Below are 20,267 nucleotides of genomic sequence, written 5' to 3'. Positions count from 1 at the left end.
GTTACGATCGATCCATCGATGTGGGGGAGCCGCCGTCGCAAGATGGTGGGTCACAGAGTCGCCGTGGGGACGGTGCCTCTGAAACTACGGCAGGATGCCGTTTTTACCGCTGCCAGGTAATGAGCGGTCAACGGCGAGCCACTCGCCCTTTGACAGTCATTGCCAGGTAGTGTGTCAGCCGCGAGTGGACAGGAGTCCTTCTTGCGGCTTTTTTATGCGCGATATTCACCTGAAGCTATCAATTAGCCAGCACTGGCTGGGAGTGGCGGCGTCTTTGGCGCTCCCGCGCCCTATCCGTGAGATTCAGGATTTGTGGGGGCGCTGCTTCGGTCGCACGTAGAGCACCAGACTGTGATCTTCGATCACGTAGCCGTGCCGCGCGGCGATCTCGTGTTGCAGCCGCTCGATCTCTTCGCTGACGAACTCGATGACATTCCCGCTGTCCACATCAATCATGTGGTCATGATGTTTGCCGCGATCGAGCTCATAGACAGCTTGACCGCCTTCGAAATTGTGCTTGACGATGATGCCGGCCGCCTCGAACTGGGTCAGCACGCGGTACACCGTCGCCAAGCCGATATCTTCTTGGTGGGCAAGCAGTTTTTTGTAGACGTCTTCGGCGGTGAGGTGCTGTACACCCTCCTCGTCAAAAATCTGCAGGATGCTCATGCGCGGATGGGTCACCTTCAGACCAACCCGGCGCAGCTCTTTGGTTTCCTGTTCCATCGCCCACTCCCCGCACACGGTGTTACCAAGCCGGTAGTGTATCATCCGACACCTTTACGATCTGGACGCAACACGCATGCAAAAGCTGATTACCCTGCTGGTTTTCGCCCTGCTGGCGGTTTCAATTGCCGGCTGCCACGTCGTCTATGTACCCGACGTGCAGCAAGGCAACCTGCTCGACAAGACCATGGTGGACCAGCTTAAGCCAGGCATGAGCAAGCATCAGGTGCTGCTGCTGATGGGTACGCCCTCGGTCAGCACCCCGTTCGACCAGAGTCGCTGGGACTATGTTTCCACCTTGCAACATCGCGGTGGCGTCATCAATCTGCGCACATTCACGCTGACCTTCAACAACGACACGCTGGTGCGCACCCAGGGCGATTTCTTTGCGCAGGACGCACAGGAAATGGTCAAGGACAGCAAGAAATATCACGCCAGCTATCCGGTCGATGAAACGCAGGGCGACAAGAGCAAGTCACCGGACGAGGAAAAGAAAGATAGCGGCATGGACAGCGGCACCCCCAATCCAAGCGGAGGCCAGTGAGGGCGGCAACAACCACGGCTAACGATCGGGTCGGTCTGTTCCGTTAGCCGGTCGGTCCTGGCGTGCGCGCCGCCGGCGCGCCTCCATCGGGTTCAGCACAAGCGGCCGATAGATCTCGATCCGGTCGCCAGCCTGCACCACCTGTTGCGCCGACACTTTCCGCGAAAAGATGCCGAGTCGGTCAGGATCAACCGTTGCCTGCGGAAGCATCTCGACGATCCCGGATGCGTCAATCGCCTGCATCACGGTGCTGCCTTCAGCCAATTCGATCCGGCGCAGGATCTGCTGCTCGGCGCTGGCATAGACGACGTCGACGGTGATCGTGTGCTCAGCCATAGACGCGCTCGGCCTCACGGCAGAAATCGCCAACCATGCGGCCTGCCAGCCCCTGGAAGCCGAGCTTCAGCGCACTGCCACCGAGTCGACCGGCATAGTCAAAATCCAGCGCAAAGGCGACCTTGCAACCGGCATCGCCCAACGCAATGAAATCCCACACGCCCTCAAGGCTGCGAAACGGGCCGTCGACCAGATCCATCTGCAGGCGTTTGGGTGGGTCGACCGAATTGCGTGTGGTAAAGCTCTGATGGAAGCCGGCAAACTTGAGGTCCAGTCGAGCCACCAGCACATTGTTCTCACTCTCGAGAATCTCGGCACTGGCACACCAAGGGAAACGCTTTGGGTATGCTTCGACCTCATTGACCAGGTCAAACATCTGCGCCGGCGAATACTTCACCAGGGCACTGCGGCGGATTTCGATCACGGCAGCCTCTTCACATCACGCTTGGTTCGGCCCGAATGCGGTCAAGCCGGCATCAGGGCAATAGAGCCCGAGTTTAACGGACATGGCCAAGGCGAAGGACAAAGACAACAAGGGCGGCGGCACTATTGCGCTCAACAAGCGCTCCCGCTTCGAGTATCACATCGACCAGCGTTACGAATGCGGCGTTGCGCTGCAGGGCTGGGAGCTGAAGGCACTGCGCGCCGGCAGGATCAACTTCGGTGATGGTTATGCGATCGTCAGGAACAATGAAATTTTCCTGGTCGGCACTTCCATTCCGCCACTGATCAGCGCGTCCACTCACGTCATTGCCGAAGACCGCCGTACGCGCAAGCTGCTGCTTCATCGTAAGGAAATCGATCAGCTGGTGGGCGCCGTCGAGCGCAAGGGCTACACCCTGGTGCCCACCGCGATGTACTGGAAGGGCAACAAGGTCAAGGTCGAGATCGGCCTGGCCCGCGGCAAGCAGGAACACGACAAGCGCGACACCGAAAAACAGCGCGACTGGCAAATCGAAAAGCAGCGCACCATGCGTTCGCACAATAGGGCCGTCTGAGCCGGCACATTCCGTTCGCGAGATAGATGGCCAAATCAGGCGCAGACCTGACGCCGTGACTATCCAACGAAGATGAAAAACAGATACGACACAAACAGGATAAGGTGCACCAGACCCTGAAGAACATGGGTGCGTCCGCTGGAAAACGTCACCATGCAAAGCGCGAGTGTCAGCACGAAGAGCAGAAGGTCGGTGTGCTGCAGTCCCAACATCACCGGGTGATCCGTAAGGTTGCTTACGACAAGAATGGCCGGAATCGTCAGACCCGTCGTCGATAGAACCGATCCCAAGAAAATATTGACGGATCGTTGCAGATGGTTTTCGCCGGCGGCCCGCACGGCCCCGATGGCTTCGGGCGTCGCAACCAGGATGGCCATGGTCAACCCTGCCAATGCGGCCGGCGCATTCATGGTCTCCACCACGTAGTCGACGGGCGGAGCCAACTGCTCCGCAAGATAAATGACCGGCACCATGTACGCCGCCAGCAAAAGCGCGTGCCGCATGATGCCTTTCCCACCGCCGCCGGCATCCGCATTGGAATCACCTTCTTCGTCGGACCTGAAGAAGGCGCGGTGGCGGCGAGTCTGCAATGCCAGGAAAGCGATGTAGAGCCCGAAGGCAATGATGGCAAGGAACATTTCCTGAGCGAACGAAAGGATGGGACCCGGCGTGGTTACCGTGAAGTTCGGCAGCACCAGCGCAAGGATGCCCAGCGGAATGATCACACCCAGATAAGCATTGGCACCTTGCAAGTTGTACTGCTGCTCGCGATGACGCCACCCACCCATCAAAAGTGACAGGCCAACCATGCCGTTGAGAACAATCATGGTGACCGCAAACAGCGTGTCGCGAGCGAGCGTCGGATTGTTGGCTCCGTGCAGCATGATTGCTGAAATGCTCACCACCTCGATCGAAGTGATCGATAGGGTAAGGATGAGCGTGCCGTAGGGCTCCCCGAGACGACGGGCAAGTTGGTCGGCATGGCGCACAACGGCGAGCGCCGAACCAAGAATGACCAGGAACAGCCAGGCGAAGACAAATCCCAGCCGCCACAGGACGTCCAGACGGCTGAGCAGTGAGTGCCCAGAGATCAGAAAAATCACACTCGTCGCCACACTTACGGCGAGGAACCATTCACGCGTCAGCAGGGACGGAAAGAATTTTGCATTCATGGACTTATGGGACACATGGAAAGATGGGTGCTTGGTAGAAACTTGGTCAAGCTTGAAGATCCAGGCTTCAGTGCCGCGGATATCCCCTTCCCTGGCTCAAGCATCGACGATTCAGAGCCGGTCCCCGTCAGCGTCAATGTGCATTATCTCGAATGTCGCAAGTGAGACTTTTTTCCCGCGTCCGAATGACATCAGTGCGGCCAACTATCAGCAAAGCTGCATGCAAAATGCCTAGCGTTTTCGAATCACTAGCGTCGCTCCCCAGCGAGCCGCGATGAGGTTCATGACCTGCGGTGGCGATGAGCCATGGGCAGAATCATGAGCTGCGCTCTTTTTGCACGGTTATGATAAAAAGTCAACGGACACGAACCGAAGAGCTGGACAGATGCCGCGAGAGATTTGGCTGCTCATAACCAGTTATGAAGCGTCTGCTCCTTCCATTGGCGGAGATTGCTCATGATGCACCTGGTAATTTCCCTGATCGTGTTCGCGTGCGTATTCGGAAGTGCGGTCGTTGGTCTCTTTTTTCACAAATGGCTGCCCGAACATCATTTCAGCGAAGACTCCATCAATGCCATCAAACTCGCTACCGGTCTTATCGCCACGATTGCCGCACTCGTTCTTGGACTATTGATTTCATCCGCGAAAGGTTCATTCGATACGGTCAACAGCGATCTCGTGCGCAACGCCGTCAACATTATCCGCCTTGATGGCACGCTAGAGCAGTACGGGCCGCAAACACAGGACCTGCGCGTGCAGCTCAAGCACAATTACTCGACGTGGATCGACCTGCTGGGTTCCAGTGATTCGGCGAAACTGGCGAAGCTCGATAGCGCCTCCGCGGTAGGTCAAATCAAAGTCTTTGAGGGCGAGCTGGCGCAACTCTCACCTTCAACCACTGCGCAGGCGCAGCTGCAGACCCGCGCGCTGCAGATTTCTGACGATGTTTTCGCGGCGCGGTGGCTGGCGCTGATGCAGAAGAGAGGGTCGATTCCGATGCCACTTCTGGTCGTGCTTATCTTTTGGCTATCAATCATCTTCGGAACGTTCGGGCTCTTCGCCCCTCACAACGGCACCGTGATTTTCTTCTTCCTGTTGTGTGCACTGTCGGCATCCGGCGCGATCTTCCTGATCCTTGAGATGGACACGCCGCTCGACGGCGTCATCAAGATTTCAGTGGCGCCGATGCGCGAGGCGCTGCAACACCTCGGCCCGTAGTTTTTTGAGGCAAAGCCTGCAGCCCAGGCTCAGTAACACCGGGGCATCGATACAGATCACCGTGCGGGAAAATCTTTACAGACTTTTCGTATGGGGTGGCGCCAATTGAACTGACCCGGGGAAGCCTTTTCCCGCAACAGTTTCGCCATTCAGGAATTGTGGGAGTGGGCTCAAAATATGCCTGCCAATCAGATGCTTGCCTGCGAGTACGCGCGATACGCTGGGCGCACCGCCATGGTTCATATCAGGCTGATACAATAGCTTTGACGCGAAATTCACCAACCTGTTCGGCAAACGCCTCTATGAACACCGTAATTCTGCCGGCGGGTAGCGGCGATGAGCCTCCCCATTCCGCTCTCGTCGTGGAGGACAACAAGCTTGTTGCCGAAACGATCGCCGACGGTCTAACGGCAATGGGCTGCGAATCGGTTGAATGCGTCACCTCAGTGAAGGCGGCTTTGAAAGCGGTAGATGAACACGATGTCGATATTGCAGTCGTTGAGGCCAAAGTCCGCGGCCAGTCGACGGAACCCGTGCTCGACGCTCTGAATGCAAATGACGTCGCTCACGTCGTTGCATCGCATGAAGCACCCAACCCTCTCCCGCAACACGCGCCCTACCTGCAAAAGCCCTTTGGATTGCCGGCTTTGAAAGACGCAGTGAGCCGAGCACAACAACTGATGTCTGTCCGTTCGTGGGACCAAGTGCTCTGATCCATTTACAGACGTCCAAAAGAAAGCCGGCCAAGAGGCCGGCTTTCTTTGTATTGGTGGGGTGGCGTCTATTGAATTGATCGCCGCAAGCTTTGCGGTGCAAAGGTTTCAGAAAAACACATGTACCAGTTACCCCCAAAGTTACCCCCGCAAGGTGCTGGATGCCATGCGTCATTCCAGCGGCTCAACTATGCGCATGCGGCTTACGTACACGCTTTTGCGCCGGCAAATCTTCGTCCTGTTCCGCCAGCTTGCGAGCGAGGATGAACACTTGATCCAGCGATACCGACAACTCGACGGCAAGTCGCTGCATCGAATTTAGCGAAGGATTCCGGCGGCCACGCTCAATCCCGCTCACATACGTACGATCCAGCCCTGCACGGAAGGCTAAGTCTTCTTGGCTGACCACTGCGCGCTCACGTAGAAGTCGAAATGCGGGGCCGACGTAAGAGGTGATGTCCACCCACTTACAGTCACTTGCCGTAGACTATTGATCCACGGACTATGAGTCACGTTATGCGACGAGACGCTACGTGACATGCGCTGAATCGGCAGTTGGGAAACTAGGGGATGAGCATGCCCATGTGGCTTCAGGCAGTTTTCGGCGGCATCGGTGGGGCGAGTGACTTCATCACTCAGCACTGGATAGGCATCATCATCTTTTTTGCTTTCTGGGAGCTTTGGAAGATCAGTAGCCTGCTTCGAGAGGCAAATTCGAGACTTGAAAGGATAGCCAGCCACTTGAGTTGCATAGAGGACTATACAGACGCTATGTCGGCGGATGATCGGGAAAGACAATCCGAGGATGCAGAGGCGGAATACTTCAGGGGCTTAAGCAGCACAGAAGAGCGACAAGCCGCCAAGTCATAAGCCACCACGAGTGGGCCGGCGGATCACTTCCACAGCGAAGTTTGCATCGTCTACAGGGGATGATTATGTATCGGTATATCGCACTCACAGCCATACTTGGCCTTACGCTTGCTGCGTGCGCCAGTGTCCCAGACCTAAGTGATCGGGAAGGAACTTGTGTTCGAGAGTGCAGCGCCAACTACTCGACATGTCTTTCCAAATTTTCAATCTTTCCCATTGAACGCCAGAACGAGTGCACGTCCGCCCTCAGGGTTTGCGGTTCATCGTGCCCAGCCAAGAAACAGCTGACCCCCTAGCGCTCAACATGCAGCACGTTGTTGAGCGGCCGAGAATCAAACCGGATCGACTTTTGATCCCGATAGGGCGCGCAACTCCATGACATGAAAAGGGGTTTTTGGGCTAACTCCCCTCACTGCTATTCACCTGCATTTGCAGCTCGCCCGTTATTTCCTGTTTGTTTATTAGGCCGGCAAACCTAGCAGCAGTGCGGCGGATGATTCGCAGCTACCGGCGTGTATGCCCTCGTGTACTGGTGGCACAACTCCGGAAGCGGTCATCGTCTAGCGCTACCTGCCTTTTCCAGATTGCTGCACTTTATTCCGGAAACTTCCCAGCACCAGCCAGCACCAGCGCGTCGATCACGGCGCTGTAATTGCCACCGGCAAAGCAACCGGCGCGTGTATCTATTGCAGCCTGCGCAGCTTTACTCGGGTAGTAGTCGATACGGGGATACTTGCGGCGACGCTCGCGCTGCTGCTCCAGCTTGCGGGCCTTACACCATGCCTGCCACTGGGCGTAGTCGCTGGCGGTCAGTACCGGCAGACCGGGTTGCCACGTCATACGCCCGCCCTCGCTGGGGGACGCGGGATGTAGTCGCCAGCCTTGCGCACGAAACACCACGGACAGCCCAGCGCACGCGGCCAGCCGTCGACCACAGGCAATACCGCCGCAATGTTGGGATGTATCCAGACCGGGCCGCACCCTTCGCAATGGATCGCCGCCGTGTCGCCAGCCGGCACACGCCCGGCATGACGGTCGGCAGTATCAGCCAGCAGCGACAGGTAGGCGGCAAGCTGGACGTCATCCAAGCCGATGCACGCGGCAACGTCCAGACCATGCAGCCGGTGAACGTGATCGACGTCCATTCCCTCGGCAGCAGCCAGCGCCAGCAGATGTGCGCGCAGCGGTTTCAGGGTGTCGGCAAGGGGTGCCAGCGATGCCGATACCGCAGGGCGCGAAAAGTATTTTTCCACTTCCATCCCTTGCGATTCTTGCGATTCCTGCGATTCGGCCACCCTTTGCCGCCCCTGAATCGCAGGAATCGCAGAGGTGCCCGCGCGTTTTCGCAATTCTGCCAGTGCGTTCATTGGTCACTCTCCGGCCGAATGCGCCAGACGCGGGCGCGGCACTTGCCGTCCAGCACGGCACCCCCGTCCACCCATTCAGCCCAGCCTGCCCCTTCCAATGCCGACAATGCGGCGTTGAACGTGTCGACGGTGCGTATCGCATTCGGGCCTTTGTTCAGCGCGTCGGTGGAATACAGCAACACGCGGCCAGTTTCCCAGCACCACGCCCGCAGCAGCTCGGCATGCTTGATCGGTGCCGGTGCGCTGGCCGTGCCGACAATGCGCGCCGCTTCGTCAAGGTGATACATGACAAGCGTCGTCGCCCGTTCGATGGCATCCAAGTGGATAACGCCCGCGTCGGGATTCTCTGCCATGGTCAACACGCCCGCGATACGCGCCACTTGCGAGCCGCCCTTGCTCGCCCACGCATGGATGCCGGCATAGTCCCCCCGCATGGCCTGTTCAATCGCGTTCTTGACCTCGATCCAGTACGCCATGGCGTCCGGTGCCAGAGTCAGCACGCGCGGCTGCAATTCGTTGCGGGTTCCTTGCTGCAATGGCGGTGCTGCCGCCAGCAAGTCGCGCATGCGCACCCAGTAACGTGCAAGGTCGGGATCGTGGCTCAGGTCGACGTCCTGATATTCACGGGTGCCGATGGTCGATGCAGGCCACGCCAGCAAGCAACGGGCGAGAAAACCCTGCCCGGTCAGCACATCGTCAGACAACACCGACTCGGCAATGATCGGTTGCACCATCAAATGCAGCGCCAACCGTCGCCCGTAGTACTTCGCCGCGCCGTCGCCGGCGCGCACGCGGTCAAAGCGGCCGTTGTCCCACAGCTTGGAAAAGCTCGCGGCCGACTTGGTGCGATTGTCCCGGTTCATGGCGTGACCGCCCAGAAAGTCGCCCGCATCGTCGTTGAACAAACCGATGCCTGGGCGGCCATACTGGTACGCCTTGTGCAGCCCTTCCATCGTCGGCTCGCTCAGCAGCAGCCACGGCAACAACGGTGCATCAGGCGGTGCGCCCAGATCGTGCAAGGCGTTGCGGATCGCCGCCGCGTCTTTCTTCTTTTCCGCTGCACGGGCCGCTGCCTTGTACGCGCCGAGGTCGACGTCATGGGCCGCCATCGCCAACCGCCATGCTTCGGCCTGCTCGCGTTCAAACTCGACGTGCGCAGAGAGTGCCCAGTGATCGGCGGCGCTTTTGCGTTCGCCGGATGCGCCGATGGATACATGCCACAAGCTCAGCGGCTCCACGCTGCCGGATATGGAAACATCCGCATGCGATTGCACGGCCAGCGATGCCGCCGCCAAGATGGATTGACCGCATAGGCCGGCGGGTGCTTGCACAACTGCATGGATACGCTTTGCCGCGTCGCCCAGCAGCGAGCCAAGCGCGTCTAGCGGATATTCCAGCGCGGGCGATAGCGGACGGCGTAGTGGCTCCGGTGCGCTGGCAAAAATAGACGGCGCGGATGGTTCGGCTACCTCGCACGCGGCCAACCTCGGCAGCTTCAACACGTCCGTCGCTGTGGCATCGGCATGCATCGCCAGCCAGTCCACCGCGTCGCTCTTGTCCGGCAAGTCCAGCGCTTCGACGTCGATAACCTCGACGGTGCAACCAAGCGCCCGCAGGATCGCCGCGACCTCATCGGCATACTTGCTGCCCGGTGCATCGTGGTCGGGCCATAGCAGACAGTGACGGCCGCGCAGGAGTGTCCAGTCTGTACCGCCGGCACTCGACATACTGCCGGACGTCGTGACGATCAAGTCCAGCGCTGCCAGCGCATCGGCGCACTTTTCACCCTCGACGATCCACACCAGCGCCGCAGAATCGGCGGGCAGCAGTTCGGGCAGCCGATACAAGGGCTTTCCTTCCGCTGGCTTTGGCGGCTCAGTGCCGACGTACTGCGCGCCGTCCCATCGAAGCGGCCGGTATTCCTTCAGCTTGTTCGGATGGTCGAACCGGATACGCCTACACCACGGCTCACCATCGGCAGTGCGGTACAGATACCCGGCCGTTACCCGGTAGCCATCGGCAAGCAATCGGCGAAACACGCGGCGCGTGGCTTGCTGTTCGGTTTCTTGAATGACCGCGTTCATCCGCGCACCTCCAACAACTCGCGCACCGCAGCCCGGAAGTCCAGGCCACGCAAGCGGGAATGGAAGCCGACAAGATCGCCACCCCCGCAACCGGCAAAACAACGCCAGCCGCCGCGCTTGCCCGTGATGCAGACAGACAGGCTCTTGTTGTGGTCATCGTGAAACGGGCAAACGCCTTGCGCCCAGCCGGTGCCGTTCGGCTTGCCCAGCTTGGCAACGTGTTGGCCGTAGTACGTCGCTGGATCGGGCTGACGGTCGCGCCAGTTGTCGGGGATGCGTGCCGGCTTACTGGTGCTGTACATTTGACGCAGTGCAGCCAAATAAGCCGGGTTGCCCTTGCGCTCGATACTCGCCCGGAAGTTAGCGCTTCCGGGTCTATCGTTTCTGGGGCGCCGGATCATGCCGCACCCCGCTCGATCAATTCGCGGATTTGTTCAACCCGCCACGCGGTGATACGTTCGCCCAGCTTGACGGGTTGTGGATAGCGGCCGGCCTTCACGCCCGCCCAGAAGTGAGACTTGCTTACCGGATAGATTGCCGGGATAGCTGGCGCGGTATCCGTGGCGGGTTTGCCGACAATCTGCCAAATGCGCAGATAGCCAACTTCAGGGAGTGTGTGTGCGGCGGTACTGCGCAACGTCTGGCGTATCGCTTGATCCAGCAGCAGGCGGTTGGCTTCGGTGGGAGTGTGCATTGCGACTTTTTCCTGTCCAGTGAAGTACAGGGATCAGACCGCTTTTGTGGTTGCGCAAAAACTATAAAAAATCAGCGCTATTATTCTGATTTACGCAATCGCTCACTTGCGCGGTATCGAGAAAGTCTTTCCATGATGGAATCAACGAACCGTTTGTGAGTAAGAGGCCGTAACCCACGCGTCGGCTGCCTTGCCGCGTACGCTCTTTCTGTCTCACCCCGTAACGCTCGAATTTCTGAGAGCAATGCTTCAATGGCTCCCTTATCGGAAGTCGCCAAGCCTGCCATTTTGTATCCCTCAACTACTTCTTCGATCACTTGCATATTTAGCGGGATCAAAGTGGGTGCGCCTCGTTGCGACGTAGGCTTTGCCAACGCGTTACGTCTTTTCTTAGGTCGGCCTCTACGTTTCGGACTGACTAAATTCATCAACTCGTTGAAGTCCACGCCATGAGAGCACAAGGCTCTAACGGCCTCTTGTACGTCGAAAGGCAAGCCAAATGTACGGAGCCAGTTCTCAGGTCTTTTTGACGTTTTCACGCGCACACCTCTGCGCCCTTCAATAGTGCCGCGCCAGCCAGGGAAGGTGCCCGGTTTTCGGATGGCCGTCCTAGGCGCGGCGTTCAACGGTTGTCGATCAGTGTGCCCTGCGTTTCATCGGCACGATGTTGCCGCCGGCTTTCAACGCGTCCAGATAGTCCGCCCATGCCGCCATCATCTTGCGGCGCTCTGCAAGATGAGCTGTGCGGTTGTATGCACGTCCGTTGGGATCTTTCACTGCATGGGCTAGCTGATGCTCGATGTAGTCAGGGCGAAAATGCAGCACTTCGTCCAGTACCGTGCGCGCCATTGCCCGAAAGCCATGACCGCTCATTTCGTCGGTGGCGTAGCCCATGCGACGCAATGCCGACAAAACTGCATTGTTGCTCATCGGTCGCTGCGGGCTGCGTGCGCTAGGGAACACATAGCGTCCGCGCCCGGTCAGTGCGTGCACCTCGCGCAGGATCGCCACGGCTTGCGGTGCCAGCGGGACTAGATGCGGATCGCGCATCTTCATTTTCTCGGCGGGGAGATTCCATTGCGCGCCATCCAGATCGAACTCTGCCCACTCGGCTTGCCGCAGTTCGCCCGGTCGCACGAACACCAGCGGGGCCAGCCGCAACGCGCATTTCGTTACCAACGAACCGATATAGGCATCCATCGCACGCAGCAGGCCGCCGATAGCGTCCGGTTCGATGATGGCGGCAAGGTGGGTTTGTTTGACCGGAGGCAGTGCGCCGCGCAGGTCGGCAGCCGGATTGCGCTCAGCGCGACCGGTGGCAATGGCGTAGCGCAACACCTGTCCGCAGTTTTGCAGCACGCGGTGTGCGGACTCGACGGCGCCACGGTCAACAATACGGTTGACGGTCGCCAGCAGTTCTTTAGCGGTGATATCGGCAATCGGTCTGTTGCCAAGCCACGGGAAAACATCATTCTCCATCCGCAACATGATCCGGCTGGAGTGCAACTCCACCCAAGTTGCCGATTGCTTGGTGTGCCACTCACGCGCCACCACTTCAAAGCTGTTCGCAGCGCGTTCCTCACCGGCAGCCTTTGTGGCCTTGCGCTGTTCGCCCGGATCGACGCCAGCAGCCAGCAGTTTGCGCGCTGCGTCGCGCTTATCTCGGGCATCCTTCAAGCCGGTGTCGGGGTAAGTGCCCAGTGACAGCAGCTTTTCCTTACCCCCAGCGCGGTACTTCAAACGCCACCAACGGGAGCCGTTCGGATTCAACAACAGATACAGGCCACCACCGTCCGCGAGCTTCTGCGGCTTGTCGGTGGGCTTGGCGTTGCGGATGGCGGTGTCTGACAGCGGCATGGGGGTAACACCCTTCGGCAATAAGCCTGTTACCCCCGAAGTTACCCCCTGTTACCCCCGGATTGCAATGGATGGGATTGGACAGTATCGGGCACAAAAAAGGCCGGAACCGTTGCTATTGCTAGGGTTACCGGCCTTCGTTGGACTGCTTTGGAGAACTAATTGGTGGAGGTGGCGGGAGTCGAACCCGCGTCCGAAAGCGTTCAATGCCTAGATCTACATGCTTAGCTCAACGTTCGATCTCGTTCCGCGACAAGCACGATGGGCAAAGCGCACCGCGGAACCAGCCTGCTTGATTTGACCTAGAACCGACAGGCGGCAGTCTTCGGCGATCTCGTGATAATGACCCTACACCGACAAGCACGAGCACAAGTGGGTTCGGGGCTTACGCCTTAAGCGGCGAGAGCGTAGTTGTCGTCGTTGGCAACTATAAATTTGCTGCTGGATTTACGAGGAAAGCTGCCCCCTCGGCATGCACCAAGTCATCTCACTACCCCCGTCGAAGCCAGAACACCCCCGGGGAAACTCGAGTGACTCCTTCAGTATATGGGCGTGAGGGTCGATCAGCAATGCGAGCCCGTGAATAGGACGCTGTTCCCTCCGACCAGCCTTGGCGGCATCGGCAACGGACTTCGAGTTTGTTCTCCCGCTGTCCTGCTTTGATCCAGCTTCTAAAAACAGCGCACGCGGAGCGCGCGCTGCTCGACCCGCCCCCACGCGGCGTTGAGGTGAGAAAGATCAGGTCTCGAGTGTTGTTCACGCCCCGACGCAACGTCTATACTTGGCGACTAATATCACCCTGTACCCGCCGCACTCGTGGGAAAGATCTCGATGACTCGACTGCAATTGCTTGGCTTGGCCGCGGCCACTGCCCTCTTCGCCGCTGCCAGCGCTCACGCTGAAGGTGACAAGGCTGCCGGCCGCACACTCGTCTATACGTGTGCTGGTTGCCATGGTGTGCCCGGCTATACCAACGCCTATCCGCAATACCCGGTGCCGAAAATTGCCGGACAGAACGAGCAATACATCATCAATGCGTTGCATGGTTACCAGAGTGGGGACCGCACGCATCCGACCATGGGTGCGCAGGCGCAGAGTCTGTCCGACAAGGACATTCAGAACATCGCCGCCTATCTTTCCAGCCTCGCCAAGTAGTTGCCAAGGATTCTCCGCATGAAACGTGCGCTTACCCTGATTTCATTCGGCGCCATGCTGGCGTTCGCTTCCGCCCAAGTGCTGGCCAGTGGCAACATCGAGAACGGCAAGCAGAAGGCTGCTACCTGCTTCGCCTGCCACGGTGCCGATGGCAATTCGGTCGACCCGCAGTACCCGCGCCTGGCCGGCCAGTACAACGCCTACCTCGTGCAGGTCTTGCATGAGTACAAGGACGGCCAGCGCAACAACGCGATCATGAAGGGCATGGACGCTACCCTGTCCGACCAGGATATCGAGGACATTGCCGCTTATTTCTCGAGCCTGCCGACCAAACTGGATACCCTGCAAGGTCATATCCAGGGCGACTGAGCAAGTCCGTACGCCTAGATGCACAAAGCATAAGGCCCGCTCTGGCGGGCCTTTGTTTTTTAGCAGACGCGTGATGGTTCAGGCGATCGCGGACTTGCCCTCGGCCTTGCTGTAATAGGGCTTTTCACCGCCGGCATGATCGGTCGCATCACGTACCGCGGTGATTTCAGGTACGCGCTCACGCAAGGTTTTCTCCACGCCCTGCTTGAGTGTCACGTCGACCATGCCGCAGCCATGGCAGCCGCCACCAAATTGCAGCAGCACCACGCCTTCGGCGTCGATCTCCAGCAGGGTTACGCGCCCGCCATGCGAAGCCAGCTGAGGATTGATCTCGGCCTCCAGCACATAGCGCACGCGCTCGATCATGCCCGCTTCCGCACCCGGCACGTCGCCCTTGATCTTCGGAGCACGAATGTTGAGCTGGCCACCGGTGGCATTGGGCTCGAAATCGATGGTGGCGCTGTCCAGCCAGCTGGCACTGTCGCCGTCGATGTGAAACAGGAAGCCCGCACATTCGATCGTCCACTCGCCACCGGCCAGATCAGCGGGCTCGCAGAACTCCAGCTCGCAGCTTGCCGCTGGCGTACCGGGCGCGGTCACGCGCAACCGGATGCTCAGGCCGTCGATGCCCTGTTGTGAAAGTAGCCGCAGAAAATGTTGCTGCGCGCGTTCGGAAATATCGATCATGCCTGGCTCCAATCTCACCTATGCTGCCGCCTGCGTACGTCCCAGGCGAAACAGCACCATTTTAGTCCAGTTTCAAGTCGAGTGCGCAGATCGGCCGCCGCTTTGACTTTTGCGCACGCAACTTCGACGCTTCGCTCTTTAAGCTTTCAGCCCACGGAAATCCCATGAACACGATCGACCTCGCTAGCCAGCATTGCCAGCCGCGCAAAGGCAGTCAGCACGCCTTGGACAGCGCGCAGATAACGACGCTCCTGAGCCAAGTGCCGGGCTGGAAGCTGAACGGCGACGGCAAGGCCATCGTCAAGGATTTCAAATTCGCCGACTTCCACCACACGCTGGGCTTCATCAACGCGGTCGGCTTCATGGCCAACCACGAGGATCATCATCCGGATATCGAAGCCGGTTACGGACATTGCCAGCTGCTGTGGTCCACCCACGACGTGGGTGGCCTGTCGTTGAACGACTTTATCTGCGCCGCACGCGTCGAAGGCCTGCTCGCGCGTTGAAAGTGTGACTTAGAAGTCGGTGCGGGATTTTTCCAGCAGGTACTTCAGCCGTTTTCCTTTGACGGAAAGCACATCCAGGAAATCCTTCAAGTCATCCGGCATCGGCGCGGAGAATGAGTACGCACGCCCATCCACCTCGAAACTCATGTGCGAGGCGTGCAAAAACAGCCGGTTGAGACCCATTTCCTTGAAACGCCGGTTCATATCCTTGTCGCCGTATTTCGGATCGCCGGCAAGCGGATGTCCAATGTGCTGCGCGTGCACGCGAATCTGATGGGTGCGACCGGTGCCCAGGGTCGCCTGCATCAGGCGGGCGCCGGGGTATTGTTCCATTTCGCGGAAGAAAGTGAGCGACGGCTTGCCGCTGTCGGTCACCCTGACCATGCGCTCGCCACCCTGCAAGATCGATTTCATCAGCGGGGCGTTTACATCGAATTTGGCTTTGGACGGATGCCCAACCATCAGGCACAGGTACTGTTTGGTCACCGTGCCGGCGCGGATTTCCGCCTGCAAACCGACCAGCGCAGCCCGTGTCTTGGCAAACACCAGGACGCCGCTGGTGTCCCGATCGAGCCGATGCACCAGTTCGAGGTGCTCCTGCGGCCGCGCCGCACGCAGCAGTTCGATCGCGCCGTGACTGACCCCGCTACCGCCATGACTGGCCACGCCTGAAGGCTTGTCGATGACCAGAAAGTGCTTGTCCTCGAAGATGATCGCCTCGGCCACCTGGGTCACCTGACCAGTGGGCGGGCCCTTCCCTTCGGGCCGTTCAGCGACCCGAACTGGCGGAATCCGCAGCATATCACCGGCCGTGAGACGCGTATCCGGCTTGGCCCGCTTGCCGTTAACGCGCACCTGGCCGGTGCGTAGCAGCCGGTAAATCATGCTCTTGGGTACCCCTTTGAGCATGGTCACCAGTGCATTGTCGATACGCTGGCCGTCTCGTTCGGGGCCGATCTCGACTTGACGTACACCGTGAGGTGCGTCGGGGGAAGTTACCGTCTGCATTGAAAAAAACCTGTTGAAATAGGATACTCGGTGGGCGCTACTTTCTGCCCATCGATGTCTGGATCGGGTCGAATACCCGCCCGTAACGTCGGCGAGGATTGCGCCGGTTGCCTTGGTAGCCGGTTGCGGCTCCCTTTCATCGTAACGGTTTGGGCTGCTGTTTGTCCGATGCCATTGAGGTATCGGGGCGGCGGGCGCAGCAGACCGAATCATCCCGACACCGGTAACGGTGCCGTCATTTTTGCCGCTTAACCGCAGCGGCGCGATCCCCGGCAGGCCGCCATACCGGCGCCACCGCGGCACGCGACGCGCGGCCAAGCTGAGGATTACCACCATGAAACGTATGTTGATCAACGCGACTCAGCGTGAAGAGTTGCGTGTGGCTATTGTCGATGGACAGAATCTGTACGACCTGGACATCGAAATCCCATCGCGGGAACAGAAAAAGTCCAATATTTACAAGGGTCGTATCACCCGAGTCGAGGCTTCACTGGAAGCCTGCTTCGTCGAATACGGCGCCGAACGCCACGGCTTCCTGCCGCTGAAGGAAATCTCCCGGGATTACTTCACACCGGGTCTGGATCCCCACAAGTCCACCATCCGCGAGCTGCTGCGGGAAGGTCAGGAAGTTGTGGTGCAGGTCGAAAAGGAGGAGCGCGGCAACAAGGGCGCTGCCCTGACCACGTTCATCAGCCTGGCCGGCCGCTACATGGTGCTGATGCCGAACAACCCGAAAGCCGGCGGCGTCTCGCGGCGGATCGAGGGTGAGGATCGGCAGGCCCTGAAAGAAGCGCTGGATCACGTCACGGTCCCCGACGATGTCGGCCTGATCGTGCGCACCGCCGGCCTTGGCCGCGATGCCGAAGAGCTGCAATGGGATCTCGATTACCTGCTCCAGTTGTGGAAATCGATTTCCGCCGCGGCCACGTCGCAGAAAGCCCCGTTCCTGATCTACCAGGAATCCAAACTGTTTATCCGCGCCTTGCGCGACTACCTGCGCAGCGATATCGGCGAGATCCTGGTTGACGAGGAATCGCTCTATAACGATGCGCGCGATTTCATGCAGCAGGTCATGCCGAACGCCCTGCGCAAGCTCAAGCTGTACAAGGACGACACCCCGCTGTTCACGCGCTACCAGATCGAAACGCAGATCGAGAACGCGTTTGATCGTCAGGTGCGCCTGCCGTCCGGCGGCTCGATCGTGATCGATCAGACCGAAGCGCTGACCGCGGTCGACATCAACTCCTCCAAGGCCACCAAGGGCAGCGACATCGAGGAGACCGCGTTCAACACCAATTGCGAAGCGGCGGTGGAAATCGCACGCCAGCTGCGCATTCGCGATGCCGGCGGCCTGATCGTGATCGATTTCATCGACATGGACAGCCCCAAGCACCAGCGTGAAGTGGAGGACCGCCTCAAGGACGCCTTGAAGCTCGACCGCGCCCGCGTGCAGATCGGTCGCATCTCGCGCTTCGGCCTGCTCGAGATGTCGCGCCAGCGCCTGCGCCCGAGCCTTGGCGAAGCGACCCAGATCGTCTGCCCGCGCTGCGAAGGCCATGGCCACATCCGTGGTGTGGAATCGCTGTCGCTGTCGACCCTGCGCCTGATCGAAGAACATGCCATGAAGGAAAACACCGGCCAGGTGCTGGTGCAGGCGCCCTCGAGCGTCGTCAATTTCCTGCTCAACGAAAAGCGCGCCAGCGTGGTGGAGATCGAACTGCGCCACAAGGTGCACGTGATGATCGTCGCCGACGAAAAGCTGGAAACGCCGCATATTGAAATCCAGCGCATCCGCGAAGCCGACATGGGCGAGCACAGCAAGCCCAGCTACGAAAGGCTGACCACGGTGGAAACGGCCGATCTGCCCAAGATGGGCCAGGCCCTGGGCAGTGGCGAACAGCCCGCCGTTAGCGGCATCGTGCCATCCAGCCCTGCTCCGCTGCGCGAAGAAGTCGTTGCACCGGTTGCCGCGCCGCAGCCTGTCGCCCGTCGTCAGCCAGCTGCGCCTGTCGCCGCGCCTTCCGGCGGTCTTATCTCGCGCCTATTGGGCTGGTTCCGCAGCGCTGAGGCCGCTACGCCGGCGCCGGCCCCCGCGCCGCGCGCCGATGGTAACGAAGGCATGCGCGGCAATCGCCGCGACGACCGCGCAAACCGCGGCAACAATGCACAGAACACGTCGTCGGCACGCCAGCCGCGACGCGAACCGATGCCGCAGAATTCGCCGAAGTCGGGTGCTCAGCAGCAGCCCAGAAATGCCCGTCAGCGCAACGAGGCGCAGCCGCGTCAGCCACAGCAGGCACAAACCCAGACGGCCAAAGCAGACCGCCAACCCAAGCCGGCAGTGGTCGAAAACAATCCGGCACGGGCAGAACGCAAGCCCAACCCGCAGCAGCAGCCGAAGGGCGAGCGTCCGCAGTCGCAGCCGCGCGCAGCCAATAACGAGCGCCCTGTTGCAGCGCCGCTGAGTGATGCTGCGAAAGAAGCCGAACTGCTTGCAGCGCCGGTTGAATCGACGGCGCCCGAGACCGCCGATAGCACGCTTGATGCCGATGGCAGCCAATCGCGCCGCCGCCGCGGTCGTCGCGGCGGTCGCCGCCGGCGCCGTCATGACGATGCCGCCCCGAACGGCACGAACCTCGACACCGTGCAGGCACAGGCACTCGATGACGAGGATCGTGACGATGCCGCTGGCAATCCCGAAGCAGCGAAGCCGGTAGTCCGCAGTGAACCGGCGCGTGATGCCCAGCCTTCAGGCGCAGCATCAACGGCAGTGAATGTCGCCAGGCCGGCTGACAACAGCGCCCGGGACAGCAGCAGCCCCTCGCCCGAAGCCGAAGTGCGCAAGCCAGCGACTCCGCTTGCCACGGAAAAGGCCGTCGATGCCGTGGCCGCCAGCCCGACTGATAGCCAGCCTAAGCCGAGCAGCGCTCCGGCAGCTCCCATTACCGTCAATCCCGCTCCGCCAGCTGTCACGACTTTCAGCCTGCCGACCCTGCCGCCGATCCCCGATCAGGCAAAATCAGCAGCCACCGTCAGCGACGTGAACGAGCCGACAAAGGTCGCGCCCGTGGTTTCGCCCGCACCGGCCTCGGCCATCAAGCCACCGGTCGCACCGGCCGTTACCAGCGTCGATAGTGCTGCCGACAAGGTGGTCGCCGGTTCTGCGCCGGTGGCCCATGCGACAACTGCGGCACCCATGGCGGCAACGGTCAGCCGCCCTGCTCCGGACGTCGCGCAGGCGCCCCAGATCCGGCCGGTGAGCCAGGCTCAACCGACGGTGCCAGCAACTCCGGCCGCACCCGCAGCTCCAGTGGCCCCGGCGGCCGCACCGGCAGTTTCAGTGACCCCGGTAGCCCCGGTTGCCGTTCCTTCGGCTCGGGTAGCTCCGGCGGTTTCAACAGCTCCGATGGCTCCAGCCGTAGCTCCGACAGTTTCATCGGCTCCGGTAGCTCCGGTAGCCCCAGTGGCTCCGGCAATTTCATCGGCTCCAGTAGCCCCGGCGGCTCCGACGGTAGTTCCAGCGTTTTCAGCAGCTCCGGTTACCCCGGCAGCGGCTCCGGCGGCTCCGGCGGCTTCGGCAGTTTCAGCAACTCCGGTAGCACCTGCCCCGATAGCTCGGGTGGTCCCGGCAGCAGCGCCGGTCAGCCAGCCCGGCAACCCGGTTGTGGCTGCGCCGCCGATAGCCGCAACCCACATGTCCGGACAGTCTGCCGCGCCTAACTCGGTTGCACCGTTACCCAAACAAGGCGACTTGTTGGCACAACCAACCTACTCGGCAAAGCCGGTAACACAGGGCCACGAAAACAAGCCCGCGACAACCGAGCCGACTCACGAGTCAGCGCACGAGCGCAAGGACGACTCACACCCCTAGTCGTTGCTGCACTGTTTCAGGCGATAAAAAAACCGGACGCAAGTCCGGTTTTTTTTATGACCCTGCTCGTCATTCCTACGGCCTTCAGCAGC

Annotated in this window: 22 protein-coding genes and 1 other RNA gene; 9 read left to right on the top strand and 14 right to left on the bottom strand. The window is 60.1% G+C overall.

Annotated features, from left to right (window positions below):
* Positions 1-303: 303 nt before the first annotated feature.
* The gene (gene fur / locus HDE77_RS02610; RefSeq protein ID WP_184415562.1) at positions 304-726 is read right to left on the bottom strand and encodes a ferric iron uptake transcriptional regulator; all 423 of its coding nucleotides are present in this window, start codon (positions 724-726) and stop codon (positions 304-306) included.
* A gap of 76 nt (positions 727-802) precedes the next feature.
* Here fur and bamE point away from each other — a divergent pair, with 76 nt between their 5' ends.
* Complete coding sequence (gene bamE, locus HDE77_RS02605; protein WP_184415561.1) at positions 803-1,270, top strand: outer membrane protein assembly factor BamE; 468 nt, start codon at positions 803-805, stop codon at positions 1,268-1,270.
* Positions 1,271-1,288: 18 nt separating this feature from the next.
* Here bamE and HDE77_RS02600 read toward each other — a convergent pair whose 3' ends face one another.
* Together HDE77_RS02600 and HDE77_RS02595 are read right to left on the bottom strand one after the other, a co-directional pair.
* Entirely contained in the window at positions 1,289-1,606 is a 318-nt protein-coding gene (locus HDE77_RS02600) for an RnfH family protein (protein ID WP_184415560.1), read from the bottom strand.
* Entirely contained in the window at positions 1,599-2,030 is a 432-nt protein-coding gene (locus HDE77_RS02595; protein ID WP_184415559.1) for a type II toxin-antitoxin system RatA family toxin, read from the bottom strand. The genes HDE77_RS02600 and HDE77_RS02595 overlap by 8 nt, the downstream gene beginning before the upstream one ends.
* Positions 2,031-2,112: 82 nt before the next feature.
* On the opposite strand from HDE77_RS02595, the gene smpB reads away from it, so the two are divergent.
* Complete coding sequence (gene smpB, locus HDE77_RS02590; protein WP_184415558.1) at positions 2,113-2,604, top strand: SsrA-binding protein SmpB; 492 nt, start codon at positions 2,113-2,115, stop codon at positions 2,602-2,604.
* A gap of 59 nt (positions 2,605-2,663) precedes the next feature.
* Here the strand turns inward: smpB and HDE77_RS02585 are convergent, their stop codons facing one another.
* Positions 2,664-3,776: a calcium:proton antiporter gene (locus tag HDE77_RS02585; RefSeq protein WP_184415557.1), complete on the bottom strand. Its 1,113-nt coding sequence runs from the start codon at positions 3,774-3,776 to the stop codon at positions 2,664-2,666.
* 456 nt (positions 3,777-4,232) lie between these two features.
* Here HDE77_RS02585 and HDE77_RS02580 point away from each other — a divergent pair, with 456 nt between their 5' ends.
* Both HDE77_RS02580 and HDE77_RS02575 read left to right on the top strand, forming a co-directional pair.
* Positions 4,233-4,994: a hypothetical protein gene (locus HDE77_RS02580; protein ID WP_184415556.1), complete on the top strand. Its 762-nt coding sequence runs from the start codon at positions 4,233-4,235 to the stop codon at positions 4,992-4,994.
* 302 nt (positions 4,995-5,296) lie between these two features.
* A complete protein-coding gene (locus tag HDE77_RS02575) occupies positions 5,297-5,707 on the top strand; it encodes a hypothetical protein (RefSeq protein WP_184415555.1) in 411 nt (136 codons plus the stop codon).
* Between the two features lie 184 nt (positions 5,708-5,891).
* Here HDE77_RS02575 and HDE77_RS02570 read toward each other — a convergent pair whose 3' ends face one another.
* Positions 5,892-6,170, bottom strand: coding sequence for a helix-turn-helix transcriptional regulator (locus tag HDE77_RS02570; protein ID WP_184415554.1), 279 nt, complete (start codon positions 6,168-6,170; stop codon positions 5,892-5,894).
* A gap of 107 nt (positions 6,171-6,277) precedes the next feature.
* On the opposite strand from HDE77_RS02570, the gene HDE77_RS02565 reads away from it, so the two are divergent.
* Complete coding sequence (locus tag HDE77_RS02565) at positions 6,278-6,577, top strand: hypothetical protein (protein ID WP_184415553.1); 300 nt, start codon at positions 6,278-6,280, stop codon at positions 6,575-6,577.
* Between the two features lie 594 nt (positions 6,578-7,171).
* On the opposite strand, the gene HDE77_RS02560 is transcribed toward HDE77_RS02565, so the two are convergent.
* The 7 genes from HDE77_RS02560 to ssrA form a co-directional block, all read right to left on the bottom strand.
* Positions 7,172-7,417 carry a hypothetical protein gene (locus tag HDE77_RS02560; RefSeq protein ID WP_184415552.1) on the bottom strand — a complete coding sequence of 82 codons (246 nt, stop codon included), beginning with the start codon at positions 7,415-7,417 and terminating at the stop codon, positions 7,172-7,174.
* On the bottom strand, positions 7,414-7,944 hold the full coding sequence (locus HDE77_RS02555) for a hypothetical protein (RefSeq protein WP_184415551.1): 531 nt from the start codon (positions 7,942-7,944) through the stop codon (positions 7,414-7,416). The genes HDE77_RS02560 and HDE77_RS02555 overlap by 4 nt, the downstream gene beginning before the upstream one ends.
* The gene (locus HDE77_RS02550) at positions 7,941-10,028 is read right to left on the bottom strand and encodes a YfjI family protein (protein WP_184415550.1); all 2,088 of its coding nucleotides are present in this window, start codon (positions 10,026-10,028) and stop codon (positions 7,941-7,943) included. The genes HDE77_RS02555 and HDE77_RS02550 overlap by 4 nt, the downstream gene beginning before the upstream one ends.
* The gene (locus HDE77_RS02545) at positions 10,025-10,330 is read right to left on the bottom strand and encodes a CHC2 zinc finger domain-containing protein (protein WP_184415549.1); all 306 of its coding nucleotides are present in this window, start codon (positions 10,328-10,330) and stop codon (positions 10,025-10,027) included. Before HDE77_RS02545 ends, HDE77_RS02550 begins: the two co-directional genes overlap by 4 nt.
* 95 nt (positions 10,331-10,425) lie before the next feature.
* On the bottom strand, positions 10,426-10,722 hold the full coding sequence (locus HDE77_RS02540) for an AlpA family phage regulatory protein (RefSeq protein WP_184415548.1): 297 nt from the start codon (positions 10,720-10,722) through the stop codon (positions 10,426-10,428).
* Between the two features lie 636 nt (positions 10,723-11,358).
* Positions 11,359-12,579 (bottom strand): integrase arm-type DNA-binding domain-containing protein, encoded by a 1,221-nt coding sequence (locus tag HDE77_RS02535; RefSeq protein ID WP_184415547.1) that lies wholly within the window; start codon positions 12,577-12,579, stop codon positions 11,359-11,361.
* Positions 12,580-12,742: 163 nt separating this feature from the next.
* Positions 12,743-13,097: a transfer-messenger RNA gene (gene ssrA, locus HDE77_RS02530) on the bottom strand.
* 313 nt (positions 13,098-13,410) lie between these two features.
* Between ssrA and HDE77_RS02525 the strand changes: the two genes are divergently transcribed.
* Together HDE77_RS02525 and HDE77_RS02520 are read left to right on the top strand one after the other, a co-directional pair.
* The gene (locus HDE77_RS02525) at positions 13,411-13,734 is read left to right on the top strand and encodes a cytochrome c (RefSeq protein WP_184415546.1); all 324 of its coding nucleotides are present in this window, start codon (positions 13,411-13,413) and stop codon (positions 13,732-13,734) included.
* Positions 13,735-13,752: 18 nt separating this feature from the next.
* Positions 13,753-14,103, top strand: a complete 351-nt coding sequence (locus HDE77_RS02520; RefSeq protein ID WP_184415545.1) for a cytochrome c — start codon at positions 13,753-13,755, stop codon at positions 14,101-14,103.
* Between the two features lie 78 nt (positions 14,104-14,181).
* Here HDE77_RS02520 and HDE77_RS02515 read toward each other — a convergent pair whose 3' ends face one another.
* Positions 14,182-14,790 (bottom strand): NfuA family Fe-S biogenesis protein, encoded by a 609-nt coding sequence (locus tag HDE77_RS02515; RefSeq protein ID WP_184415544.1) that lies wholly within the window; start codon positions 14,788-14,790, stop codon positions 14,182-14,184.
* A 164-nt stretch (positions 14,791-14,954) separates the two neighbouring features.
* Between HDE77_RS02515 and HDE77_RS02510 the strand changes: the two genes are divergently transcribed.
* Complete coding sequence (locus tag HDE77_RS02510) at positions 14,955-15,296, top strand: 4a-hydroxytetrahydrobiopterin dehydratase (protein ID WP_184415543.1); 342 nt, start codon at positions 14,955-14,957, stop codon at positions 15,294-15,296.
* 9 nt (positions 15,297-15,305) lie between these two features.
* Here HDE77_RS02510 and HDE77_RS02505 read toward each other — a convergent pair whose 3' ends face one another.
* Positions 15,306-16,304 carry an RluA family pseudouridine synthase gene (locus tag HDE77_RS02505; RefSeq protein ID WP_184415613.1) on the bottom strand — a complete coding sequence of 333 codons (999 nt, stop codon included), beginning with the start codon at positions 16,302-16,304 and terminating at the stop codon, positions 15,306-15,308.
* 334 nt (positions 16,305-16,638) lie between these two features.
* Here HDE77_RS02505 and HDE77_RS02500 point away from each other — a divergent pair, with 334 nt between their 5' ends.
* Positions 16,639-20,175, top strand: a complete 3,537-nt coding sequence (locus HDE77_RS02500; RefSeq protein ID WP_184415542.1) for an Rne/Rng family ribonuclease — start codon at positions 16,639-16,641, stop codon at positions 20,173-20,175.
* The last annotated feature ends 92 nt before the right edge of the window (positions 20,176-20,267 follow it).

Origin of the sequence: Rhodanobacter sp. MP7CTX1 (genome assembly GCF_014205795.1) — a bacterium.
Taxonomy (GTDB): domain Bacteria; phylum Pseudomonadota; class Gammaproteobacteria; order Xanthomonadales; family Rhodanobacteraceae; genus Rhodanobacter.
The sequence above is the reverse complement of the archived record's forward strand: the minus strand, read 5'-3'. Positions and strand labels throughout refer to the sequence as shown.